This window comes from Paenibacillus jamilae (assembly GCF_050482105.1).
GTDB lineage: Bacteria > Bacillota > Bacilli > Paenibacillales > Paenibacillaceae > Paenibacillus > Paenibacillus jamilae_B.
On the sequence record NZ_JBCNHI010000039.1, the window covers coordinates 25,621 to 45,753 of the forward strand.

Sequence of the window (20,133 nt, forward strand, 5' to 3'; positions counted from 1 at the left end):
ATATCTAAAACCTATATCTCTAATATATATTAAATATTATTCATATGGTTGGGGATATGCCATAATTATACTCAGATATGCAATACCGCTAGGAAACTTTATACAATATTTAGGTTAGGTGATGGTTTATTTGCTGAAATTTGCTGTTTTTTTGAAACCCTATAAAAAGGAAACGATTCTTGGACCTCTGTTTAAGCTGATTGAGGCCATTCTGGAATTGTTGCTACCTACTATGGTGGCCTTAATGATTAATCATGGCGTCGGCAAGGGAGACACCCATTATGTATGGCAGATGGGTCTTTTGATGTTGCTTATGACAATACTGGGCTTTGGCAGTTCTCTAGTGTGTCAGTTTTACGCAGCTCGTGCTTCCCAAGGATTCGGAACCACGCTGCGCAATACCATGTTTAAGCATATTTCATCGTTTTCTTATGCAGATCTCGATAAATTCGGTACGCCCTCTCTTATCAACCGAATTACGAATGATGTCAATCAGTTACAAACGGCTGTGGCGATGCTGATTCGTCTGGTCATTCGCGCTCCTTTTATTTGTATCGGGGCGATCATTATGTCCATGATACTGGATTTCCGCCTTGCATTGGTGCTGCTGGCAGCTACACCCGTTCTGGTCTTGATCCTGTATGTGGTCATTACGAAGGCTTCTCCGCTGTACCAGCTATACCAGAAAAAGCTCGATAAAATCGCTCTTGTGCTAAGTGAAAATCTCACAGGTGTACGGGTTATACGCGCATTTGCCAAAAGAGGAACTGAACGAGTAAAGTTCAATACCGCCTCAGATGACCTGACTCAGACCGCTATTCGTGTCGGACGTATTTCTGCCCTGCTAAGCCCAGCCACCTTACTGGTGGTCAACGGAGCTATTATTGCAATTTTGTGGATCGGCGGTATCCATATCCAGTATGGCTCTCTTACACAAGGAGAGATTATTGCGTTTATTAATTACATTACACAGATTTTACTGGCCCTGATTGTGGTGACGAATCTCATTATTCTGTTCACCAAGGCAGCCACTTCAGCAGCGAGAATTCAAGAGGTTCTAGACACAGAGGCTTCAATTACCGATGCTGCCCATTCTGCAGCTACAGTCCGGGAAGGATTGAGTAAGAACGACAATGTACCAGCCATTTCTTTTGACCATGTTTCCTTTGGTTACAATAAGACAGGACAAAGGGCACTTAACGATATAGTGGTAGACATTTATCCAGGTGAAACGGTTGGAATTATTGGAGGAACAGGCTCGGGAAAATCCACCTTCGTGAATCTCATCCCCCGCTTCTACGATGCGGTGGAGGGCTGTGTACGGGTTGATGGCATTGACGTACGACAATATAAGCTGGAGCAATTGCGGCAGAAAATCGGAATTGTTCCACAAAAGGCACTGCTGTTCACAGGATCTATAGCGGATAACATCCGTTGGGGACTTGAACACGCCACCGATGAGGAAGTTGCCCGAGCCGCAGCTATCGCACAAGCGGATGAGTTTATTTCCAACTTGCCGGAAAAATTCGAAGCTCCGATCACCCGCGGAGGACTTAATCTGTCAGGCGGTCAAAAGCAGCGACTTACGATTGCCAGAGCTATTGTAGGCAATCCGGAAATTCTGATTTTGGATGATTCCTCAAGCGCACTTGATTTTGCAACTGACGCTGCCCTCCGAAAATCACTACGGGAAAATAGCGCCCGCATGACTGTCTTGCTAGTCTCGCAACGAGTAAGCAGTGTACAGCATGCTGATAAAATCATTGTATTTGATGAGGGCCGGATCGTCGGGATCGGCACACATGATCAGTTAATGAGCAGCTCGGAGGTATATCAGGAAATTAATCGCTCCCAGCTCTCAACGCAGGAGGTGGACCAATGAGTGGCAAAGAAACCTGGAGAAGATTGTTGACCTATGTCGGTCAATATAAATCAACAACGTTTTGGGTCATCGTCAGCGCGATTCTAAGCGTGCTTGCCAGTCTGGTCGGACCCTACATGATTGGTCGGGCTATCGACCATATGGTGAATAAGGGAACGGTTGATTTTAGAGGTATTGCACAGATTCTAGCTGGACTAGGCGTTGTATATGTTGTAGGCAGTCTATTTAGCTGGCTGCTCACATATTTGACGAACCGCATTGCTTTTCAGACTGTAAATGATTTGCGACGGGAGCTATTCGATCATTTTAATATCCTTCCGTTAAGCTTTCATGACAATCATCCGCAAGGAGATAGCATTAGCCGTTTTGTGAACGATATGGATGCCGTATCGGATGGCTTGCTACAGGGCTTTTCCACCTTAATTACCGGATTGATTACTATTATTGGTTCGATTGTACTCATGCTGTATATCAGTCCAGTGATGACGCTGGTGGTATTAGTGTCTGCCCCCATCACATATGGCGTTGCACGGTTCATTACTACAAGATCGCAACGCATGTTCCGTGAACAGGCCAAAATTTTGGGAAGCCTGAACGGTTATGTGGAAGAAATGATTGGCGGACAGCGGGTAGTTACGGCCTTTCATTACGAAAATCGCTCGCTTGAGGAATTTTCCGCCAGAAACGAACAATTGTATCAGGCCGGAGTGAAATCACAGTTTTATGGATCTTTGTCCAACCCTTCCACCCGTTTGGTCAATAACATGACTTTTTCAGTCACCGCTATGATTGGCTGTATCTCGATCATTTTGGGCGGGATTTCGGTAGGCGGTTTGTCGAGCTTTCTCATATACACCAATTTGTTCGCCAAGCCTTTTAATGAAATTACAGGTGTGCTGACTCAGTTTCAGGCTGCTACAGCTTCTGCTCAGCGTATATTTGCTATTTTGGATTCGCCACCGGAGCAACCGGAAAAATCAAACGCCGTCCAGCTGGAGCACAGTAAAGGAACGATTTTGTTTGATCATGTGAAATTTTCCTATAATCCGGAACGGACGCTCATTACGAACTTTAGTTTGGAGGTCAAACCAGGCACTCGCGTAGCTATTGTCGGACAGACCGGAGCAGGCAAAACAACACTCGTTAACCTGCTCATGCGCTTTTACGATGTAGACAGCGGTTCGATCTCCATCGACGGAGTGAATATCAACGATATGAGCCGGGACAGCCTGCGGACTAACTTTGGCATGGTGCTTCAGGATACATGGCTGTTCAGCGGAACGATTCGGGACAATATCGCTTACGGAAAGCCAGAGGCCACAGACGAAGAAGTTATCGCGGCTGCAACAGCTGCCAATGCGCATAGCTTTATCAAGCGTCTGCCTCATGGTTATGATACGGTCATCAGCGGATCGGGCGACAGCTTGTCGCAAGGGCAAAAGCAGCTGCTCACCATTGCGAGGGTGATCCTCGTCGATCCACCTATGCTCATTCTGGATGAAGCTACTAGCAGTATAGATACCCTTACAGAAGCCCGCATCCAAAAGGCTTTCATGAAAATGATCGACGGGCGTACCAGCTTTGTCATCGCCCACAGGCTATCAACCATTCGCGAAGCCGATTTAATTTTATACATGAAAAACGGCGATGTCGTCGAAAGTGGCACCCATGAAGGACTGCTCGCAAGCGGCGGCCATTATGCCTCGCTTTATAACAGCCAGTTCACTACAGCTTAAAAGGCTGAGCGGATAAGGTCGCATCAGTATGGTCAACGTCTTTAAAAAAGTCGATTGCTTTTTAAGCAATTGGCTTTTTTATTTTTCGTTGATAAAACCCACCTTATATTATATAATTAAAACGCGAACAAATGTTTCCATCACATCTTAAACCTTATGGTTTTTGTGATTGACCAACATTTATGGCAGGGAGTTGCAGTTGGGGGACTGAATATGGACATTAATGAATTTCAAAAGTGGGTAAAGCAATATTATCAGGAGAGAAGCTGGTCAGACTTGGACATCTTTGGCCGAATTGGTTTCCTGGCAGAGGAAACGGGGGAGGTTGCGAGAGCTATTCGCGCTCTGGAAATTGGCAGAGACCGGCCGGATGAGATCGACGGTTCATTCGAGGAGAACAAGGAACATTTAACCGAAGAACTTGGAGACGTACTGGGTAATCTCATCGTGATCGCCAACAAGTATGACATCACCTTGGAGGATATATTTCGAACACACCAGCAAAAACTTGCAAAAAGATATACATAAGGAGAAACTCATATGAAAAGTATTGCTGTTTTTTGCGGTTCTAGTAATGGAGCGTCTGAGGTTTATCGAGACCATGCTGTTGCTCTGGGCAAGGAACTTGCCAAACAGGAAATAACTCTGGTTTACGGAGGAGCAAGTGTTGGTCTAATGGGTGCAGTGGCTGACGCAGCACTTCATGCTGGAGGCCACGTTATCGGTGTGCTACCTCACTTTTTACAAAGCCGTGAAATTGCACATAATGGCCTGAGCGAATTAATCATTGTTGATTCCATGCACGAACGCAAATCTAAAATGACAGAGATGGCGGACGGTTTCATTGCTTTACCAGGTGGTCCAGGTACGATGGAGGAATATTTTGAGATTTTCACATGGGGACAATTAGGCTTGCATGAAAAGCCATGTGGGCTTTTAAATATTAACTATTATTACGATCCTCTTATTTCCTTGTTTGATCGTATGGCCACGGAACAATTTATGCAGGAAAAATATAATTCGATGGTAATTACGGATACTACTCCGCAAGGAATCCTACATAAATTCACAAATTATACTCCTCCTGCCGTTAAAACATATCTTACGAGCAAGCGGGTCTGACATTAGGAATGGCGCATCCCGATCAGCAGAGGTGCTATAGAATTTTAAAAGGAACACCACCGTCAACGTATTCCAGTGGTGTTCCTGTAAATTTGACGAAATTGGCAGACTTTCTCCCCAATCGTCACGGTCGATTTTAAACCTGCACTAATTATGTAGTCATCCAATGAATGAATATCATGCCTAACGAGAACATCAATCTTAAATCCCAGCGCCTGTAGTGGTCGGATGATCAATCGGTTCGTCTTCCTGAAAATCACGCCGATACCACCAGCCGATCAGAACAGCAACGGTAGTCATAGCCGCAGCCAGTAAATACACCTGCACCATACCGAATCGGTCAGCATACCAGCCCATGAATAATAAGGCCAAGCCGAAAGCGAGATTGGTAAGCACATCAATCCCTGCCATCACTTTGGGCAGTTGGGCTGCTGGTGCACTGGTTTGCAGCAAGGTGCGGCGAATAATGCCCGCCATTTGAACAGGCAAGCCTGATACAGCGAAAAGAACAAGCGCAGCCACGGGAATGGTATTCAGCGCAAATACAATGGTAATCAGTACATACACCAGCAACGCTCCGAGCATGTACAAAAAGCTGTTCTTTTGCAATCGCTTGACCAAGCCAACCACAATCAATCCACCCAAAATGGTGCCGGAGAAAAAGGACGCATTCATAAAACCCCACCAGCTCGCATCCCGATGCAGGACTTGAGTGACGTATGCCAAAATAAATACGCCGAGCCAGGAGACTCCCCCAATACTATCCACGCTATCGACAATCATCAGAGAACGAATACGACGGTTATGCCAAATGATTTTCCATCCTTCCCCAAGTTCTTTCCACTGGGAGCCTTTTTCCTTTTCCTTTGCGGGTTCTACTACAACTGTTGGGGACTTTGAAGCTTCGGGGTTTAATTCCTCATGATCCAGCGGATCACGAATGAAGGACGTGACAGTTACAGCCACGAGATAACAACAGGATGCGATCACAAGCGTATTCAGGGAACCCAGCCAAGCAACAATCATTCCGCTCAGCGCCCAGCCTGCACATCTGACCACCTGATCACTAACCGCCACCATACCGTTAGCCCGCATAAGTCCTTCGCCAGTAGCCAGACGGGGTACAAGCGCATTACGCGCAGGATTAGTCCATCCATCCAAAAAAGACATACCAAATACCATCACAAAAATAAACAGAAACGATCCCTGCTCAGGTACGAACCATAAATAAAGAAGTAACAGCGTGAAAATGACAAACTGCCCAAACTGGGAAAATAGCAAAACCTGCGTCAGTCGAAATCGACCGAGCACGATCGGTGCAACAAGCCCACTAATCACTTGAGCCGACAAACGGAACAACGGGATTAAAATAGTCGTCATTAAGGAATTACTTGAACTAAATACCAGCACCACCACACTCAACATGTAGATGATATCTGCTGCGTTGGAGATCGTCTGAGACCCCCACAGGTAATAAAAAGAGCGTCTGATCAAAAAAGTTTCCCCCTCTTTGGTACATCGCCAAATTATGTATTCCCATAACCAAACTTCCCCTGTCGATTACAAATCTGTTAAATGTCTGGTTTTTTGTATGTTCTACACACACCCTTAAATTTCCTTCTTTTATCTTAAAAGGAAATTCGGTGTCCACTATACTTTTATGCCTACCATAAACTGATTGAACACAAAAAAGCGTCTATAGCGCTCTTCTCGCCTACACTGGCAATAAAGAACACTAAGACGCTTCTTCAAATGTTTATTTTGTTAAATCTTCCACAAATTTAGGCAGTACAAACGCCGCTTTGTGCAGACGCGAACTGTAATATCGGGTATCCATCTCCGGAATTTGAGTCTCGTCCACTTCAAGCGGGTCATATTTCTTACTGCCCAACGTGAATGTCCAAAGACCGCTCGGATAGGTTGGAATGTTTGCACCGTACACACGCACAATCGGAAAAATCTCTTTTACATCTTTGTTGACCTTCTGGATCAGGTCAGCCTTGAACCACGGATTATCCGTCTGCGCCACGAAAATGCCATCTTCCTTCAGCGCCTCAAAAATACCTTGATAGAACCCGCATTCAAATAGCGGCGCTGCCGGACCCACTGGCTCGGTCGAATCGACCATAATCACATCGTATTCATTTTTGTGTTCGATAATATGCATGTACCCGTCATTGACCAGCACTTCTACATTAGGCTCGTCCAGCTTCCCGGCAATTTCAGGCAAATACTTTTTGGAATATTCAATGACTTTACCGTCAATCTCAACCAATACAGCCTTTTCCACTTCAGGATGCTTGATGACCTCACGGATAACGCCGCCATCACCACCACCCACAACCAAGACCTTTTTCGGATTCGGATGTGTATTCAGCGCCGGATGCGCTACCATTTCATGATATACAAATTCATCTTTAACCGTTGTCATCACCATGCCATCCAGAACAAGCATATTACCGAATTCCTCTGTCTCGATCATCGCCAGATCCTGAAAATCTGTTTTCTCAGAGACGTAGGTTTGTTTGATTTTTGCTGTAATGCCGAAAGAGGGAGTCTGCTTCTCCGTAAACCACAAGTCCATCATTCCAACCTTCTTCCTATCAAAGTATGTGTCCGGCAATCCGGTAGCATAAACATGGACTTCCCTTAATAACTGCAACACGCAAACGCCGAGTCTGCTATATTTATTGTACCAAACACACTTGAATTTCACACTTTTTGCATTATAAGTGATACCCGAATGGACTGCAAAAGCATTTTTAGGACTTAATCCTGTTTAAAATAGATACGTATACGCATCTGATGAATAGACGCTTTCGGATTGACTATACTGAGAACATCAACTATGGAAGGGGGTGGCATGATGACCGATACTACCGGACGATCCTCCAAGCGTAAACCGCTTTGGCTTCGATGCTTTCAAGGACTGATGTCTCTCACGATTTTGACGGTCATCGCCGCCTGCATTCTGCTCGCCTATTTGTACACAACCAGCCTTCCGCTCGCCGATACAGATCGAAATTCACGTTTGCTTGATAGTCAGGGACAAGTCATTGCCACCTTCTCTGCCGGAGGCAAGGAATCTATTCCCGTCCAGCTTGATCACATTTCGCCCGATTTAATAGCAGCTACACTGGCCGTGGAAGACCGGAAGTTTTACGATCATTTTGGCTTTGATTTTAAAGGTCTGGGCCGAGCGGTAATCGTTAATCTAACCCGCTGGGATATGTCGCAAGGAGCCAGCACGCTGACTCAGCAGCTTGCACGCAATCTGTACTTATCTCACGAGAAAACGTGGACGCGCAAGGCCAAGGAAGCCATCTATACCGCACAGCTTGAAATGAAGTATTCCAAGGATGAGCTGCTGCAAATGTATCTGAATGAAATTTACTATGGTCATGGCGCCTATGGCATTGAAGCGGCCTCGCAAATGTACTTCGGTAAATCCGCAAAGGATCTCGATTTGGCCGAAAGCGCCCTATTGGCGGGTATCCCGAAAGGGCCAACCTATTATTCACCATATAATCATATGAAAAATGCAAAGGATCGGCAGAAAATTGTACTGGACTCCATGGCACTCATCGGCAAAATTACACCGGCTGAAGCAAGCAAGGCTTATGAGGAAATACTGCCCCTGCGGCCTGAGAGCCAGCGTCGGACAGTGGAAGCTGCTCCCTGGTTTCGCGATTACGTCCGCCAGTTGGTGACGCATCAACTTGGGATTAGCGAGGCGGTGCTTGAGCATGGCGGGCTGAGCATTTATACGACGCTGGACATGCATATGCAGCAGGCAGCCGAGGCGGCTGTTAACGAGGGTATGAAGAACAGCAACGGGCTGGAAACTGCATTAATCTCCATGGACCCACGGAACGGACATGTCAAGGCTATGGTCGGCGGAACGAACTATGTAGGGAATCAATATAACCATGCGCTAGCCACAACCCGGCAGCCAGGCTCCTCTTTTAAGCCGATAATGTATCTCAGCGCGCTGGATTCTGGTGAATTGACAAGTACGTCCAAGTTCGAAAGCCGGCCGACATTGTTTCACTACGACAACAACCGCAAGACTTATAAACCCAAAAATTTTGGAGATAAATATTTGGGCGAGATAGATCTGCGGCGCGCCATTGCGGCGTCTGATAATATTTATGCTGTAAGCACCATTTTGCAGGTGGGGGCAGATAAGGTCATGGACCTCGCCAGCAAAATGGGCATTACGAGCGAGCTCAAGCCCGTGCCATCGCTGGCGCTGGGCGTGTCGCCCGTCAGCCCGTTCGAGATGGCCTCGGCCTTCTCGGTCATTAGCAGTGGCGGGCAAAAGGTGGCTCCGGTAGCGGTGCTGCGCATCACCGATGCGGCCGGGCGATCGCTGTACGAAGCGCCGCAGGCCGCACCCGTGCAGGTCGTGAAGCCCGCCTCCGCCTATGTCCTCACACGCCTTATGGAAGGCGTGTTCGAAGAAGGCGGCACCGGCAACCGGGTCGCGAAGATGATCAAGCGCCCGGTTGCCGGCAAAAGCGGCACGACCAATACAGACGCTTGGATGGTCGGCTTCACCCCCGAGCTATCCACCGCTGTTTGGGTCGGATATGACAAGGGCAAGGACATCAGCACGCAGGATGCCCGGCGGGCGGCACCGATTTTTGCGCAGTATACGGAAAAAGCGCTGGAAAATGTGCCGCCCAAAATCTTTCCTATACCTGACGGCGTAGTCAGCGCCTATATTGATCCAGCCAGCGGCAAGCTGGCTGCGCCGGACAGCCCCGATAAGCGGCTGGAGGTATTCGTTAGCGGTACCGAGCCGAAGGAGACCCTATCGGGACAAAATAACCCACAGGCATCGACACCTACCGACCAAGCAGAGCGCCAGGCTGAAAAAAAATCGTGGTGGGGCAATTTTAAGCGATGGTGGATGGAGTAATAGCAAAAAAGACTGGGAAAACGCCATAGGCACTCTCCCAGTCTTTTTTATCTTTAATTCATTTATCTCATTCGCCCATTGTAGCTCTCTTGCCAGTGCCATCAGCCATCACCCAGTTAAGTCCCGTTCTTCCCTAAAGCAGTGCTATTACCAAAAGCAGCTAAACGACTCGATACGATTGGTGTCTACACCAAAATAAAACCAAAAACGTCCACTCCACCGAAATCCCGCTACGGATGTTCTGCCTATAAAGACTGGGTACATCCAAAAACGATCCCCATTCGTCAGCCATACAAACGTGTAGCGGAACAAGCAACCGAACATGGCTCCAGGATCAACCGCAAAGGTCGAAACCAGTGGCTTTGGTGGCGTAAACTGCGGTGGTGGAGAAGTTGGTGCTTGAACTTGCTGCCCCCCTTGCGGACCGAACGCCCCCTGTGGTGGTGGTGAGAACGGCTGTGGCGAAAATGCTCCTGGTCCTGGTGGCGGACCTATCGGAGACGAGAAAGAACCCTGCATATCAGGGAATTGTGGAATCGAAGGACCTGACGGTGTGAATGGACCCGGAGTACCCGGTTGCGTTCCGATAGGAACTTGTGGCAGTAAAGACATGTGTTTCACTCCTTGTGTTCTAGGCTGATGTATCCTATGCGGGACACCAGCCCGTGGACTGGGCGAATCCCCATATCCTCGTCACACTTCCTTATTCCGTCTTTTTATTTCAAAATTTCTTATATCCCGGCTCAAATAATCCCTGTGCAGATAGCTCCAGTTCGATTTCATGTACCATTCTAATCTCGACTCGTTTCCTTAGTTCATCATATTGCTCCAGCAGTCGATGCCTATACCCCAGATGCTCGTTCATCCAACCTATCATAGAGTCATCCTTATGCTCCGTGGACCAGCTGAACAAATCGCTATAGAGCTGAACAAATGATTCCTCGTTGCGGCGAGTGAACCGGATTGGTCGAGCTCTATAGCTGAGCTTTAGTTCCAACATTTCATACAACACATCCAAACGGTGCTCCAGGGCCTGTACATCTGCTTTGGATGCATCGTAGCTTTTTATATCCTGAATCAGCTCCCTAAAGGTCAGCCCCACATGCTGCATAGCAATATATGACCACACACAACTTCCCGTAGCCGTTCCATGAGCCTCCCAAAGCGGATTCCACAAAATAGATCGGATCGTATCCTTCTGCTCTTCTCCAAACAATGCAATTCCAGCAATAATGCCTGCATTACAGTCTACAGAAGCATGTTGCTCCCCCCAATGCACCAATCGCGGAACCATATCCTCAGTAGTACATTTAAAGCTCAGTAGAGGCAAGAACTCATTAAATAGATTCTGATCCACTGCTTGTTCCAATTCAGTCGCCAGTCGTTCGCGGAACGATTCGCATGGAAGATGCACGAGTCCCAAGCAAGCATCCACAGACACTGCACCATAGGACCCGTTCGCCCATGCGACGAGATCAGCCGCAGCTTCCACATAACCCAAATAACCTATCACATGCAGCACACCATCAGGTATATGTTCCGGGGATGCCTGATTTCGAACATAACGCTCGTACATATCCTGCGCCAACGCAACATTTCCGCATCTCATGATCGGCTGAAGTAACAAACCCCTGACATAGTGATCAGGAGCTTCTATAAAAAGCCGATATAACTCCCAGGCATCCTCCACGGTTCCGTATTGGGCAACTACATCCGTATAGGCAGAAATGATGCTGGCATCCAGTTTATTGCCTGAGTCCAACATATCAATAAGCTTTACTGTCGCGTCTATCATCCGGTTTTCTCCTTTCCCAGATATGCCTATCTTTCATTATGAAGTACTTCTCTAATCGTGAATATTTCTATTATAAAAGAGAAAAAATGTTAGCATCTATAATCCATTTTGAAAGGAACTGATCATCCGATGCAGGATTCTAGCTCAAAAATCACAACCTTTTTCATGTTCCCCGGCCAAGCAGAAGAAGCCATGCAATATTATATCTCTGTATTTAAGCCGTCTGGTATCATGAGTATTTTTCATCATGAGGATGGGACTGTGTTACATGCTGTATTCAACCTCAAAGGGCAAACCTTTATGGCTATAGACTATAACCATCAGGACAAGCACCCTTTTACCCCAGCTCTATCACTATTCGTCACTTGTGACTCGGAAGAAGAAATTCATCGTGTGTTTGGTCAGCTGTCTCAGGAAGGACGTATTTTAATGCCCCTTGAAGCTTCGCCCGTAAGCCAACAGTTTGGCTGGGTCGAAGACAAGTATGGAGTTTCATGGCAATTAAACCTGGCAAAAGGGTAACCGACCATTTTAATTAGCATAGACCATTCCTCATCTTTTTTTGGTACTATTACATGTAGTAGGTGCTGATAAAAGGATGTGTGTTTATTGTATACTGCCGATTGTGAAAAATGTTTTAGTTTATGCTGTGTCGCCTTGCCTTATGCCAAATCTACTGATTTTGCCTTTAACAAGGATGGAGGAACTCCCTGTCAACATCTAAATGCGGATTATCGCTGTGGCATTCATAAGAACCTAAGGAATAAAGGCTTACGAGGCTGTACAGTATATGACTGCTTTGGGGCAGGCCAAAGAATTTCCCAAGTTACATACAACGGAAAAAGCTGGCGAGACGACCCGGCAATAGCTGATGAAATGTTCAATCTATTTCCCATCATGCAGCAGCTTCATGAAATGCTCTATTACCTAAATGAAGCCCTTAGCTTACAAGAAACTCACTCTATCTATACCGAGTTACAAGAAGCAATGGCGACAACCGAGCAGCTTACGGATCAAGATCCAAAATCCCTCATGGATCTTCATGTACCCACCCATAGGGCGCTAGTCAATGATTTACTTGTACAAACGAGTGAGTTAGTGCGAGAAAAATGTAAGAAAAACATGGAGCACCATAAACTGAGTAAAAAAATCAAAAGTAGAGACCTTATCGGGGCCAACTTAAAAGGCGTTAATCTTAGAGGGGCCAACCTGAGAGGCGTTTTACTGATTGCTGCTGACCTACGAGAAGCTGATTTGAGCATGACTGACCTCATCGGTGCAGATTTTAGAGATGCTGATTTAAGTGGGGCTAATCTGGAAGGAAGTATCTTTCTTACACAAGCGCAATTAAATTCGGCTAAAGGCAATTGTAAAACCAAACTGCCCTCGTCTTTAAGCGTTCCCAGTCATTGGTTACATTAGATTCAATCTATAGCTATCCTTAAAAAACGTAATTAAGTAATTAACATCTCAAAAACGACTAATGCGATGAAAAGGAAATAGCTTTTATCTTCAAAAATTTCACTGTTGCTCCTCTAAACTGAGCAAAAGTCCCCTCTTCCAGCGATGTAGCATGAAGAATATTGGATGTCATCACTGCAGCCTTTTCATCGTCAAATATCTCAAAAATACACTTATACCTTTTCGCTGAGAGTTTCCTCTAATCTCCGGCTTAAGGCTGCATATTGCTCTGCGTTGGTGTCTGAAAAGGCCTCTTCCCGGTTGGATTGTACATGCTGATACTGTGGAAGGCTTGAAAATTGTGATTCCGTAAAATCTATAATGTCCTCACCGATGCGATTATAATAATGCCAGCTGCTATCCAGCCATGTTTTCAAAATATCACCACCAAGTCTGTCCTGAACGACAAGCGCTGTGACGCCACATTGTCCGGCGGCAGGATTATCGACTGCCCATTTAGAGCTAGACTCCAAAGACCAAGCCTGAAACAACGCCTTTTCTAATTTTAAAATACGATTTGCATTCAATCTACATCTCCCCTTTCAAAACCATTCTACATTATTCTAAACTGGACTTACTTATGAAAAGAAAAGACCAACCAAGATCTCCTGGTTAGTCTTCTTCTACATATTTTACGTTTACACTCAAAAGATCTTTTCGATGAGCATGATAGTAGGAAACAAAAATACTAACTATGCTTTTAAGTGAACTCTTAACACAGGGACATCTGAGGAAGCAGATGGATTATCCAGTATTTCCACATGACTGATCATATCTTGCCCGTCTGGAACGATTACTGGAGTAATTACAGGTAATCCACCCTGTTGAATTGCATCCAGATCAAATTCCATCAATAATTGCCCTGCTTTAATGCTATCTCCTACTTGGACTTTAGGATTAAATCCCTGTCCTTTGAGGGAAACGGTATTAATTCCGACATGTATCAAAACTTGTACGCCGGATTCATGCTCAATGATCAGAGCGTGTTTGCTTTTCTCCATGACATGGGCGACTTTTCCCGCGAAAGGAGCGGTGACCCTACCCTCAGACGGATGAATAGCGATGCCATCCCCCATAGCTTTTGTCGAGAACGCAGGATCCGGAACCTCTTCCAGGGAAACCACTTTTCCTTTAACCGGCGCTACCATGTCGAATTCTTCAATACGGGGAGCCGCCTTCTTTTTCAACCATTTAAACATAACGATGCCACCTTATTTAGAGATTACATTCATAAACAGCGATAAGAAATAACTATACCCTTTTAGGAACCGGTTCCACTATTAATTAAATAAAAACCGGAGTGAAACCGATTTCTATTTGAATTATAGTGAATGCCTTTCCATGATGTCAAGGCGCTGATGTTCATAACTATATATTTTCACAATTAATTTTAGGTAACTTAGAGGTGCTCTAACGAATTACGTATTCAAGTGTTTTATATCTTAAAAAACGGATTTTTCATGGTATGCTCTTCTAGTACAACATACGGCTAAAAGGGCGGTCGGCTAGTCTCCCGAAGGGAGGTGATGCCCATGGAGGTTAAAGATGCAATTTCTTTGATGATCATGTTTGGCATGTTCATTCTAGCATTGCTAGCATTGCTTACCTACATGAAAAAGAAGTAGACCGCCCCCAACCAAGGTATCGGTCTACTTCTGAACCTTACTGCCGACTGCTCTTTAAGCAGGTGTGTACACTGGAGTCGTGTTGACGCACGGCTCCTTTACTATTCTTACCTGAGTATAACTCATTTTATAACGTAAATACAGGTCTTTCCTTCTCACCTTTCTCAGAAATCCTTGTATTCAAAAAACCCTCCCAGAGAAAATTATTTTTATGTATATAAGTACAATCTATGTGTATCACTTTCTTTATCATAAGTTCAAATAACTTCATAACAACGACACCCTCCACAGTAAAAAAAGCAGCCCACAAATGGGGCTGCTTTTCTACAATACTATTACTGCGTTAACGTTAAGCTTATCCTTCCAGCGCTTGCTTCAATTCTTCAGGTGAAGCGTCCCACCATTCCTGGTTATGCGAAATCAGCAGGCTTCTGAGCGCTGCTTTGTCTTCGCTGCTGAGATCATCCAGCATGAAACGGCGCTTGAGTGCATAATCCATACGGTTAACATGATCAGCGAGAACTTTCCAGCCGCGTTTGGCTTCATCGTCAATCAGCATCTCGCAAGCGGTCGCGCCGCCGTACATACGTCCCTCAGGCGTACGGTCGACAGCTACCCATACCAGCCATACCTGGCGTCCGTTCGGTACATCTTCTTTATTCGTGGAGAATTTGATTCCACGTTCTACTTTACTTTTGGCATGCATGGCACCGATATCAATTTTCGCCTCCCCTCGGTCAATAATGACTGGGGACATGCTGTTTAGGTCGATTGAGCCTGCGCCGAAGCCCTTATGTTTACTCTTGCCACTGACAATATTCAGTGCAATCTGCTTTTTGCCGTCTGGCTGATTTTCACTCATGCGTCACTAGGCCTCCATTTTCCGTCTTCACACTCATTCTACACTATAAATATTTTAACTAATAATCTCCCGAAAGCAAACATATACATGCTGTAGATGCTTGTCAACGGGAGGTATCCATTGTATGACCCCAGCACGCACCAAAATCGTTTTATTGTCCACACTAGCCCTCGGACTCCTTGCAGGGACGTTATGGTTGGCCTGGCAGCCCCAATCGCAATCCGCCCCTCAGTCCGCAGGCAAACCATTATACGGTTCCGAGTCTGAGTCTGCGCTTGTGCCAAATATGGGCAAGCCCTTAGGGGCTAACATCCTGCCTGACCTACCCAAGAACCCTCCACAGTCCGCTACGGAAATCCTCAGCAAACGGGTGGTGGAGTACCACATTGACGTGTCTCTGGAAAAAGGACAGGTTTTGCGAGGTACTGAGACATTGACCTGGAAACATCCGGGTAAGAAAACCGTGAATGATTTGTATCTTCATCTATACCCGAATGCCTTCTCCTCCATGGAAACCACCTTTATGAAAGAATCCGGAGGAAAGCTGCGCGGGGACACAATGCCCAAGGACGGCTTTGGCTCCATGACGCTAACTGAACTAAAAACTGAAGACGGTTTATCTCTCATGCATCGCACCCAATATGTACAACCAGATGACGGCAACGCAGGCGACCGTTCACTTATGAAAGTGCGTCTACCCAAGCCAGTAAGAGGTGGCGAGGAAATCACACTATATATGAAGTTTGAGGTCAAACTGCCTGCCATCTTCGCTCGTATGGGTGCGACAGATGATTTTGTAATGGCTGGACAGTGGTTTCCAAAGCTGAGCGTCTATGAGACCGCAGGACAACGCGGGCGCGCTGAGGAGGGCTGGAACCTCCATCAGTATCATGGCAACTCCGAGTTTTATGCGGATTTTGGGATTTACAGTGTACGAATTCGAGTGCCTGAGACGTACATCGTTGCAGCGACCGGATTTCCCACCCGGGGTGCAGTACGACAGAACGGTCAGAAAATATATCAATTTTATGCCGATGATGTACACGATTTCGCTTGGTCCGCTTCGTCCAACTTTGTAGCCGTAGAAGAACCCTTTTCCTCTACTGAGATTCCTGGTGTCAAAATTAAGCTCTATCTGGACCCGTCCCATAAGGAGCTCAAAGGACGATACATGAGCGCAGCCAAGGCCGCCCTTTCGTATTACAGCAAATGGTACGGGCCTTATCCATATTCCACGCTATCCATCGTCATTCCACCCAAAACAGGCAGTGGAGCCGGCGGTATGGAGTATCCGACACTCGTCACGGCCGCAGCTGCGGATCAACTGAATCCCGGCTACAATCTGGAACGGACGCTGGTTCATGAGATTGGACATCAATATTTCTACGGAATGGTAGCGAATAATGAATTTGAGGAGCCTTGGCTGGATGAAGGCTTCACCTCCTATGCAGAAGAACGGCTCATGGAACAAGAATATGGGCTTACCCCCAACTTGCCATTACAGTCGGGACAGGTAGCTTCTCCACAGCCGCTAAACCGCGAGTCCTGGAAGTACGGATCGGCAGCTGAATATGCACAAAATGCCTATTCCCGAGGCAAATTGGTACTACGAAGCATTGAACGTCAGGTGGGTATGAAAAAGATGGACCGAATTATGCGGACCTACGTCCAGACTTACCGATTCAAGCATCCGACCTCACAGGATTTTCAGCGTGTTGTGGAGAGGGTCACTGGACGTTCATGGAGCCACTATTTTGAACAGTATGTATATGACGGACAGATGGCGGACTTTTCAGTCGATCGTATCATGAACCGCAAGTTGGAGAATGGATATGAAGCAGTCGTGACGCTCAGCAAAAAAGGAGGGGACTATCCTAAGATCCCTGTTCAATTTACCTTCAAGGATGGCACAACGATATTCAAGGCATGGGACGGTACGGGCAAAAGCACAACTTTTCGGCTCAAAAGCGCCTCCCCCGTGTCCTCTGTGACCGTTGATCCTCTATACACTATTGCACTGGAGAACAAGCATATTAATAATAATCTGAAGGCTGAATTAAACGAAAAACAACAAACCCGTTGGAGTGTGAGTGTAACCAAGCTGTTGGAGACACTGCTTGGAAGTCTGTCATGGTGAGGTGTCTATAGATGCGGACTGTTATAAAAGAAGGCTGGGCGCTGGTGCGCATACGCTTTTATATCGTTATTATTTTATTTCTGTATCGTCTGCTATGGGGAGTATTTCTCTATCGGCTGGTGCAGTCTGCCGTTATCCCGCTGCTGCTTCGCTATCCTGATCAGACCCAAAACGAGTTGGGGAAAACCTTGTTTTGGATGGAGAGCCAGATCGCCTTAATGGACAGCCAAGAAGTGCATGTGTATTTGTGGATATTATTAGCGGCAACTGTAATACGCATGCTGATCACTCCCTTCATTAGAGCTGGCATATATCAAAGCCTGCATACCGATGCATCCGAACCACAAAGCCTGTCTTTCTTCAAGGGGATGAAACGCCATGGTATGTCGTCGATGTTGTATTACATCATTGAGTTGGGTCTGCTGCTGCTTCCCGCCTTTTGGGTGGTACCGAGACTCTATCCTATTGTAGCAGGAGCACTGCAATCTCCCTCTTATCTGATGCATTTGCTGCCCTATGCCGTTGGATATGTAGCTTATGGATGGTTCATTCGGCAGTGCATCCTGTATATGCAGCTAGGCACTGTCAGTGGGCACGCCATCCTATCGTCCCTGCTCGCCTTCTTTCATCAGCTTCTTCCGGCTGTAGGCGTATCCCTTTTGCTTGGTGCTTGTGTGCTACTGGTCTTCGGTCTATTTGGCACTGTGGCGATGATTTGGACGGGTATGCTGGCGCTGATTCTCCAGCAATCGTATCATTTTGTTACCAGTCTGGTCAGGCTGTGGCATATCAGTTCACAGTACCGGCTATGGCATATCGATATCTCCAGCAGAGGTTAGCCCCTCCCTTGTGCTCTCTCCTGCATTTTCGGCTGTCGAAAAAACTTTTTTCTTATCCGCGCAAACAGCACATAACTGAATACTGTTAACAGAATCTGTTCCTGTAGCGTCAGGAACAGATTTTTTTTGTAACTTTTTGCAATGAAACATTTGCCAAAGCCTGCTGTCTTTGTTACAATAATCGCAGTGAACTGATAGTAACAACTTTGTAATCTTTATTGTAACCTTTATCTTAAAAACATCGTTATCGTGAATACTGCTCTCCAAGGTGCACATCTTAAGTTAAGCCTAATTCCTGGCACCTAGGAAGCGGGGGAACCAGTTTGGGTGAATTGATCTCGCAACAGAGTGGTCATAGGGGAACCTTCTACCGAATCCTTAAGCTAACCTCGCAGGCATTGGAAGGGGTATATTTTTTTTGAAGAAGAAGCTAACGATCGCAGCCATGGGTCTCGCCATTGCATTTACATCTTTTACATTCGGTGGGGGCAGTGCATTTGCAGACTCCAAGATGGACCAGGTCATCCAAGATGCCAAAGGAACAAGCTACAGAAGCGGAGGCACTACACTCGAGGGATTCGATTGCTCCGGCTTCACAATGTATGTATTCAACAAATTGGGAATTAAACTGCCGCATCAATCTGGATCACAATTCAAAATGGGATCTTCTGTATCTCGCGATGAAATGAGACCAGGCGACCTGGTGTTCTTCAACACCACAGGGAGAGGCATTTCTCATGTAGGTATCTTCGTAGGTGAAGGGAAATTTGCCCACTCCTCGACTTCACGTGGTGTAGTAGTTAGCTCACTGAACGAAAATTATTACGCTAACCGTTATGTCGGTGCAAAAAGAATTATGAGCACAGACGCATACCATTCCGTAGCTTCAGACATTCCTGATGACGACAACGTAGAATAACTACCGCTCAGCAAGCTAACCCTAGCCGCAATTTGATTCTGGCCGGAATCGAATTGCGGTTTTTTATGTTCACAATATCAGTAATCATTATCATTACTGACGAACTGACTCCTCAAAAGGTTTCAGTTTTAGCGAACATCGTCGGTTTTACCGTCACCGCTGGGGGGAGCATATGAGCAGTAAATCCTTCTTATTGAATGTATACCCGACTTAGGTACGAAATAAACACGCTTGCCATTCCCCTACAACTTGTCTACAATCTGTTGTTAATGATTGAAGTACCTGCACAAGGAGGAATGAAAAGTGCCTGCCTCAATATCCAACTACCGGATCGTACCGATGGACGAGCATCAAGCAGCTGAAATCTGCGAGTGGCGCTATGATCCCCCCTATAACATATACGGTTGGCTTCCCTGGGAACAAATGAAGGCACTTGAAGTCGAATTTGGAAGTCCCACGCTTCGCCAAGAGCAATATGTTGCCGTACTAATTGAAGAGAATGAGCTGACGGGATTTGCTCAATATTTCCCTATGGTCGGTGTGACCCGGCTGGGTCTTGGAATGCACCCCGACAGATGTGGACATGGCCAAGGCTCCGCCTTTGTCCGGGCCATTGCCGAGGAAGCCAGACGACGCCATCCGCAGAATGAAATTGACCTAGAGGTGCTTACTTGGAATCAGCGGGCTATCCGAGCCTACAAGGCCGCTGGGTTCGAGCTGACGGATACCTATGAACGTCAGACTCCAGATGGCAAAAAGCCGTTCCATTGTATGGTATATCGTCCTCACCAATAGAACCGGGTTTTATAAATAAGAGCGCCTTCGCTATAC

Annotated in this window: 20 protein-coding genes and 1 riboswitch; of the genes, 12 read left to right on the forward strand and 8 right to left on the reverse strand. The window is 46.3% G+C overall.

Annotated features, from left to right (window positions below; genetic code table 11):
• Window positions 1–130: 130 nt before the first annotated feature.
• The 4 genes from ABEW32_RS25450 to ABEW32_RS25465 all read left to right on the forward strand — a co-directional run bounded on the left by ABEW32_RS25450 (window position 131) and on the right by ABEW32_RS25465 (window position 4,740).
• Window positions 131–1,882, forward strand: a complete 1,752-nt coding sequence (locus tag ABEW32_RS25450; protein WP_430192964.1) for an ABC transporter ATP-binding protein — start codon at window positions 131–133, stop codon at window positions 1,880–1,882.
• Window positions 1,879–3,618: an ABC transporter ATP-binding protein gene (locus ABEW32_RS25455; RefSeq protein ID WP_430192966.1), complete on the forward strand. Its 1,740-nt coding sequence runs from the start codon at window positions 1,879–1,881 to the stop codon at window positions 3,616–3,618. The genes ABEW32_RS25450 and ABEW32_RS25455 overlap by 4 nt, the downstream gene beginning before the upstream one ends.
• Window positions 3,619–3,831: 213 nt before the next feature.
• The gene (locus ABEW32_RS25460; protein WP_430192968.1) at window positions 3,832–4,146 is read left to right on the forward strand and encodes a MazG nucleotide pyrophosphohydrolase domain-containing protein; all 315 of its coding nucleotides are present in this window, start codon (window positions 3,832–3,834) and stop codon (window positions 4,144–4,146) included.
• 12 nt (window positions 4,147–4,158) lie between these two features.
• Window positions 4,159–4,740 (forward strand): LOG family protein, encoded by a 582-nt coding sequence (locus ABEW32_RS25465; RefSeq protein ID WP_430192970.1) that lies wholly within the window; start codon window positions 4,159–4,161, stop codon window positions 4,738–4,740.
• Window positions 4,741–4,941: 201 nt separating this feature from the next.
• Here ABEW32_RS25465 and ABEW32_RS25470 read toward each other — a convergent pair whose 3' ends face one another.
• On the reverse strand, window positions 4,942–6,234 hold the full coding sequence (locus ABEW32_RS25470; protein WP_430192972.1) for an MFS transporter: 1,293 nt from the start codon (window positions 6,232–6,234) through the stop codon (window positions 4,942–4,944).
• 262 nt (window positions 6,235–6,496) lie between these two features.
• Window positions 6,497–7,324 (reverse strand): polyamine aminopropyltransferase, encoded by an 828-nt coding sequence (gene speE, locus ABEW32_RS25475; RefSeq protein WP_430193000.1) that lies wholly within the window; start codon window positions 7,322–7,324, stop codon window positions 6,497–6,499.
• Window positions 7,325–7,606: 282 nt separating this feature from the next.
• Here speE and ABEW32_RS25480 point away from each other — a divergent pair, with 282 nt between their 5' ends.
• Window positions 7,607–9,664, forward strand: coding sequence for a transglycosylase domain-containing protein (locus ABEW32_RS25480; protein ID WP_430193001.1), 2,058 nt, complete (start codon window positions 7,607–7,609; stop codon window positions 9,662–9,664).
• 147 nt (window positions 9,665–9,811) lie between these two features.
• Here ABEW32_RS25480 and ABEW32_RS25485 read toward each other — a convergent pair whose 3' ends face one another.
• Window positions 9,812–10,276: a transporter gene (locus ABEW32_RS25485; protein ID WP_430192974.1), complete on the reverse strand. Its 465-nt coding sequence runs from the start codon at window positions 10,274–10,276 to the stop codon at window positions 9,812–9,814.
• A gap of 109 nt (window positions 10,277–10,385) precedes the next feature.
• Window positions 10,386–11,459 carry a hypothetical protein gene (locus tag ABEW32_RS25490; RefSeq protein WP_430192976.1) on the reverse strand — a complete coding sequence of 358 codons (1,074 nt, stop codon included), beginning with the start codon at window positions 11,457–11,459 and terminating at the stop codon, window positions 10,386–10,388.
• Window positions 11,460–11,588: 129 nt separating this feature from the next.
• Between ABEW32_RS25490 and ABEW32_RS25495 the strand changes: the two genes are divergently transcribed.
• Together ABEW32_RS25495 and ABEW32_RS25500 are read left to right on the forward strand one after the other, a co-directional pair.
• A complete protein-coding gene (locus ABEW32_RS25495) occupies window positions 11,589–11,981 on the forward strand; it encodes a VOC family protein (protein ID WP_430192978.1) in 393 nt (130 codons plus the stop codon).
• A gap of 87 nt (window positions 11,982–12,068) precedes the next feature.
• A complete protein-coding gene (locus ABEW32_RS25500; RefSeq protein ID WP_430192980.1) occupies window positions 12,069–12,881 on the forward strand; it encodes a pentapeptide repeat-containing protein in 813 nt (270 codons plus the stop codon).
• A gap of 212 nt (window positions 12,882–13,093) precedes the next feature.
• Here ABEW32_RS25500 and ABEW32_RS25505 read toward each other — a convergent pair whose 3' ends face one another.
• Both ABEW32_RS25505 and ABEW32_RS25510 read right to left on the reverse strand, forming a co-directional pair.
• The gene (locus tag ABEW32_RS25505) at window positions 13,094–13,447 is read right to left on the reverse strand and encodes a YunG family protein (RefSeq protein ID WP_430192982.1); all 354 of its coding nucleotides are present in this window, start codon (window positions 13,445–13,447) and stop codon (window positions 13,094–13,096) included.
• A gap of 165 nt (window positions 13,448–13,612) precedes the next feature.
• Complete coding sequence (locus tag ABEW32_RS25510; RefSeq protein WP_430192984.1) at window positions 13,613–14,119, reverse strand: PTS sugar transporter subunit IIA; 507 nt, start codon at window positions 14,117–14,119, stop codon at window positions 13,613–13,615.
• Window positions 14,120–14,452: 333 nt separating this feature from the next.
• Between ABEW32_RS25510 and ABEW32_RS25515 the strand changes: the two genes are divergently transcribed.
• Window positions 14,453–14,545, forward strand: coding sequence for a putative holin-like toxin (locus ABEW32_RS25515; protein WP_430192986.1), 93 nt, complete (start codon window positions 14,453–14,455; stop codon window positions 14,543–14,545).
• Window positions 14,546–14,900: 355 nt separating this feature from the next.
• On the opposite strand, the gene ABEW32_RS25520 is transcribed toward ABEW32_RS25515, so the two are convergent.
• Window positions 14,901–15,407, reverse strand: coding sequence for a YwhD family protein (locus ABEW32_RS25520; RefSeq protein ID WP_430192987.1), 507 nt, complete (start codon window positions 15,405–15,407; stop codon window positions 14,901–14,903).
• Window positions 15,408–15,531: 124 nt separating this feature from the next.
• On the opposite strand from ABEW32_RS25520, the gene ABEW32_RS25525 reads away from it, so the two are divergent.
• A complete protein-coding gene (locus tag ABEW32_RS25525) occupies window positions 15,532–17,544 on the forward strand; it encodes a M1 family metallopeptidase (RefSeq protein WP_430192989.1) in 2,013 nt (670 codons plus the stop codon).
• Window positions 17,545–17,555: 11 nt separating this feature from the next.
• Window positions 17,556–18,383, forward strand: coding sequence for a hypothetical protein (locus tag ABEW32_RS25530; RefSeq protein WP_430192990.1), 828 nt, complete (start codon window positions 17,556–17,558; stop codon window positions 18,381–18,383).
• On the opposite strand, the gene ABEW32_RS25535 is transcribed toward ABEW32_RS25530, so the two are convergent.
• Window positions 18,351–18,650 carry a hypothetical protein gene (locus ABEW32_RS25535; RefSeq protein WP_430192992.1) on the reverse strand — a complete coding sequence of 100 codons (300 nt, stop codon included), beginning with the start codon at window positions 18,648–18,650 and terminating at the stop codon, window positions 18,351–18,353. The genes ABEW32_RS25530 and ABEW32_RS25535 overlap by 33 nt on opposite strands.
• An 8-nt stretch (window positions 18,651–18,658) precedes the next feature.
• Window positions 18,659–18,796: riboswitch (cyclic di-AMP (ydaO/yuaA leader) on the forward strand.
• A gap of 5 nt (window positions 18,797–18,801) precedes the next feature.
• Between ABEW32_RS25535 and ABEW32_RS25540 the strand changes: the two genes are divergently transcribed.
• Window positions 18,802–19,302, forward strand: coding sequence for a C40 family peptidase (locus ABEW32_RS25540; protein WP_430192994.1), 501 nt, complete (start codon window positions 18,802–18,804; stop codon window positions 19,300–19,302).
• A gap of 303 nt (window positions 19,303–19,605) precedes the next feature.
• Window positions 19,606–20,097: a GNAT family N-acetyltransferase gene (locus ABEW32_RS25545; protein ID WP_430192996.1), complete on the forward strand. Its 492-nt coding sequence runs from the start codon at window positions 19,606–19,608 to the stop codon at window positions 20,095–20,097.
• Window positions 20,098–20,133: the final 36 nt, after the last annotated feature.

Bases quoted from the DNA above. Each gene is read 5' to 3' on its own strand.
- ABEW32_RS25455 (WP_430192966.1), top strand. From the start codon at position 1,879: ATGAGTGGCAAAGAAACCTGGAGAAGATTGTTGACCTATGTCGGTCAA.
- ABEW32_RS25460 (WP_430192968.1), top strand. From the start codon at position 3,832: ATGGACATTAATGAATTTCAAAAGTGGGTAAAGCAATATTATCAGGAG.
- ABEW32_RS25465 (WP_430192970.1), top strand. From the start codon at position 4,159: ATGAAAAGTATTGCTGTTTTTTGCGGTTCTAGTAATGGAGCGTCTGAG.
- speE (WP_430193000.1), bottom strand. From the start codon at position 7,324: ATGGACTTGTGGTTTACGGAGAAGCAGACTCCCTCTTTCGGCATTACA.
- ABEW32_RS25480 (WP_430193001.1), top strand. From the start codon at position 7,607: ATGACCGATACTACCGGACGATCCTCCAAGCGTAAACCGCTTTGGCTT.
- ABEW32_RS25485 (WP_430192974.1), bottom strand. From the start codon at position 10,276: ATGTCTTTACTGCCACAAGTTCCTATCGGAACGCAACCGGGTACTCCG.
- ABEW32_RS25490 (WP_430192976.1), bottom strand. From the start codon at position 11,459: ATGATAGACGCGACAGTAAAGCTTATTGATATGTTGGACTCAGGCAAT.
- ABEW32_RS25495 (WP_430192978.1), top strand. From the start codon at position 11,589: ATGCAGGATTCTAGCTCAAAAATCACAACCTTTTTCATGTTCCCCGGC.
- ABEW32_RS25510 (WP_430192984.1), bottom strand. From the start codon at position 14,119: ATGTTTAAATGGTTGAAAAAGAAGGCGGCTCCCCGTATTGAAGAATTC.
- ABEW32_RS25515 (WP_430192986.1), top strand. From the start codon at position 14,453: ATGGAGGTTAAAGATGCAATTTCTTTGATGATCATGTTTGGCATGTTC.
- ABEW32_RS25520 (WP_430192987.1), bottom strand. From the start codon at position 15,407: ATGAGTGAAAATCAGCCAGACGGCAAAAAGCAGATTGCACTGAATATT.
- ABEW32_RS25525 (WP_430192989.1), top strand. From the start codon at position 15,532: ATGACCCCAGCACGCACCAAAATCGTTTTATTGTCCACACTAGCCCTC.
- ABEW32_RS25530 (WP_430192990.1), top strand. From the start codon at position 17,556: ATGCGGACTGTTATAAAAGAAGGCTGGGCGCTGGTGCGCATACGCTTT.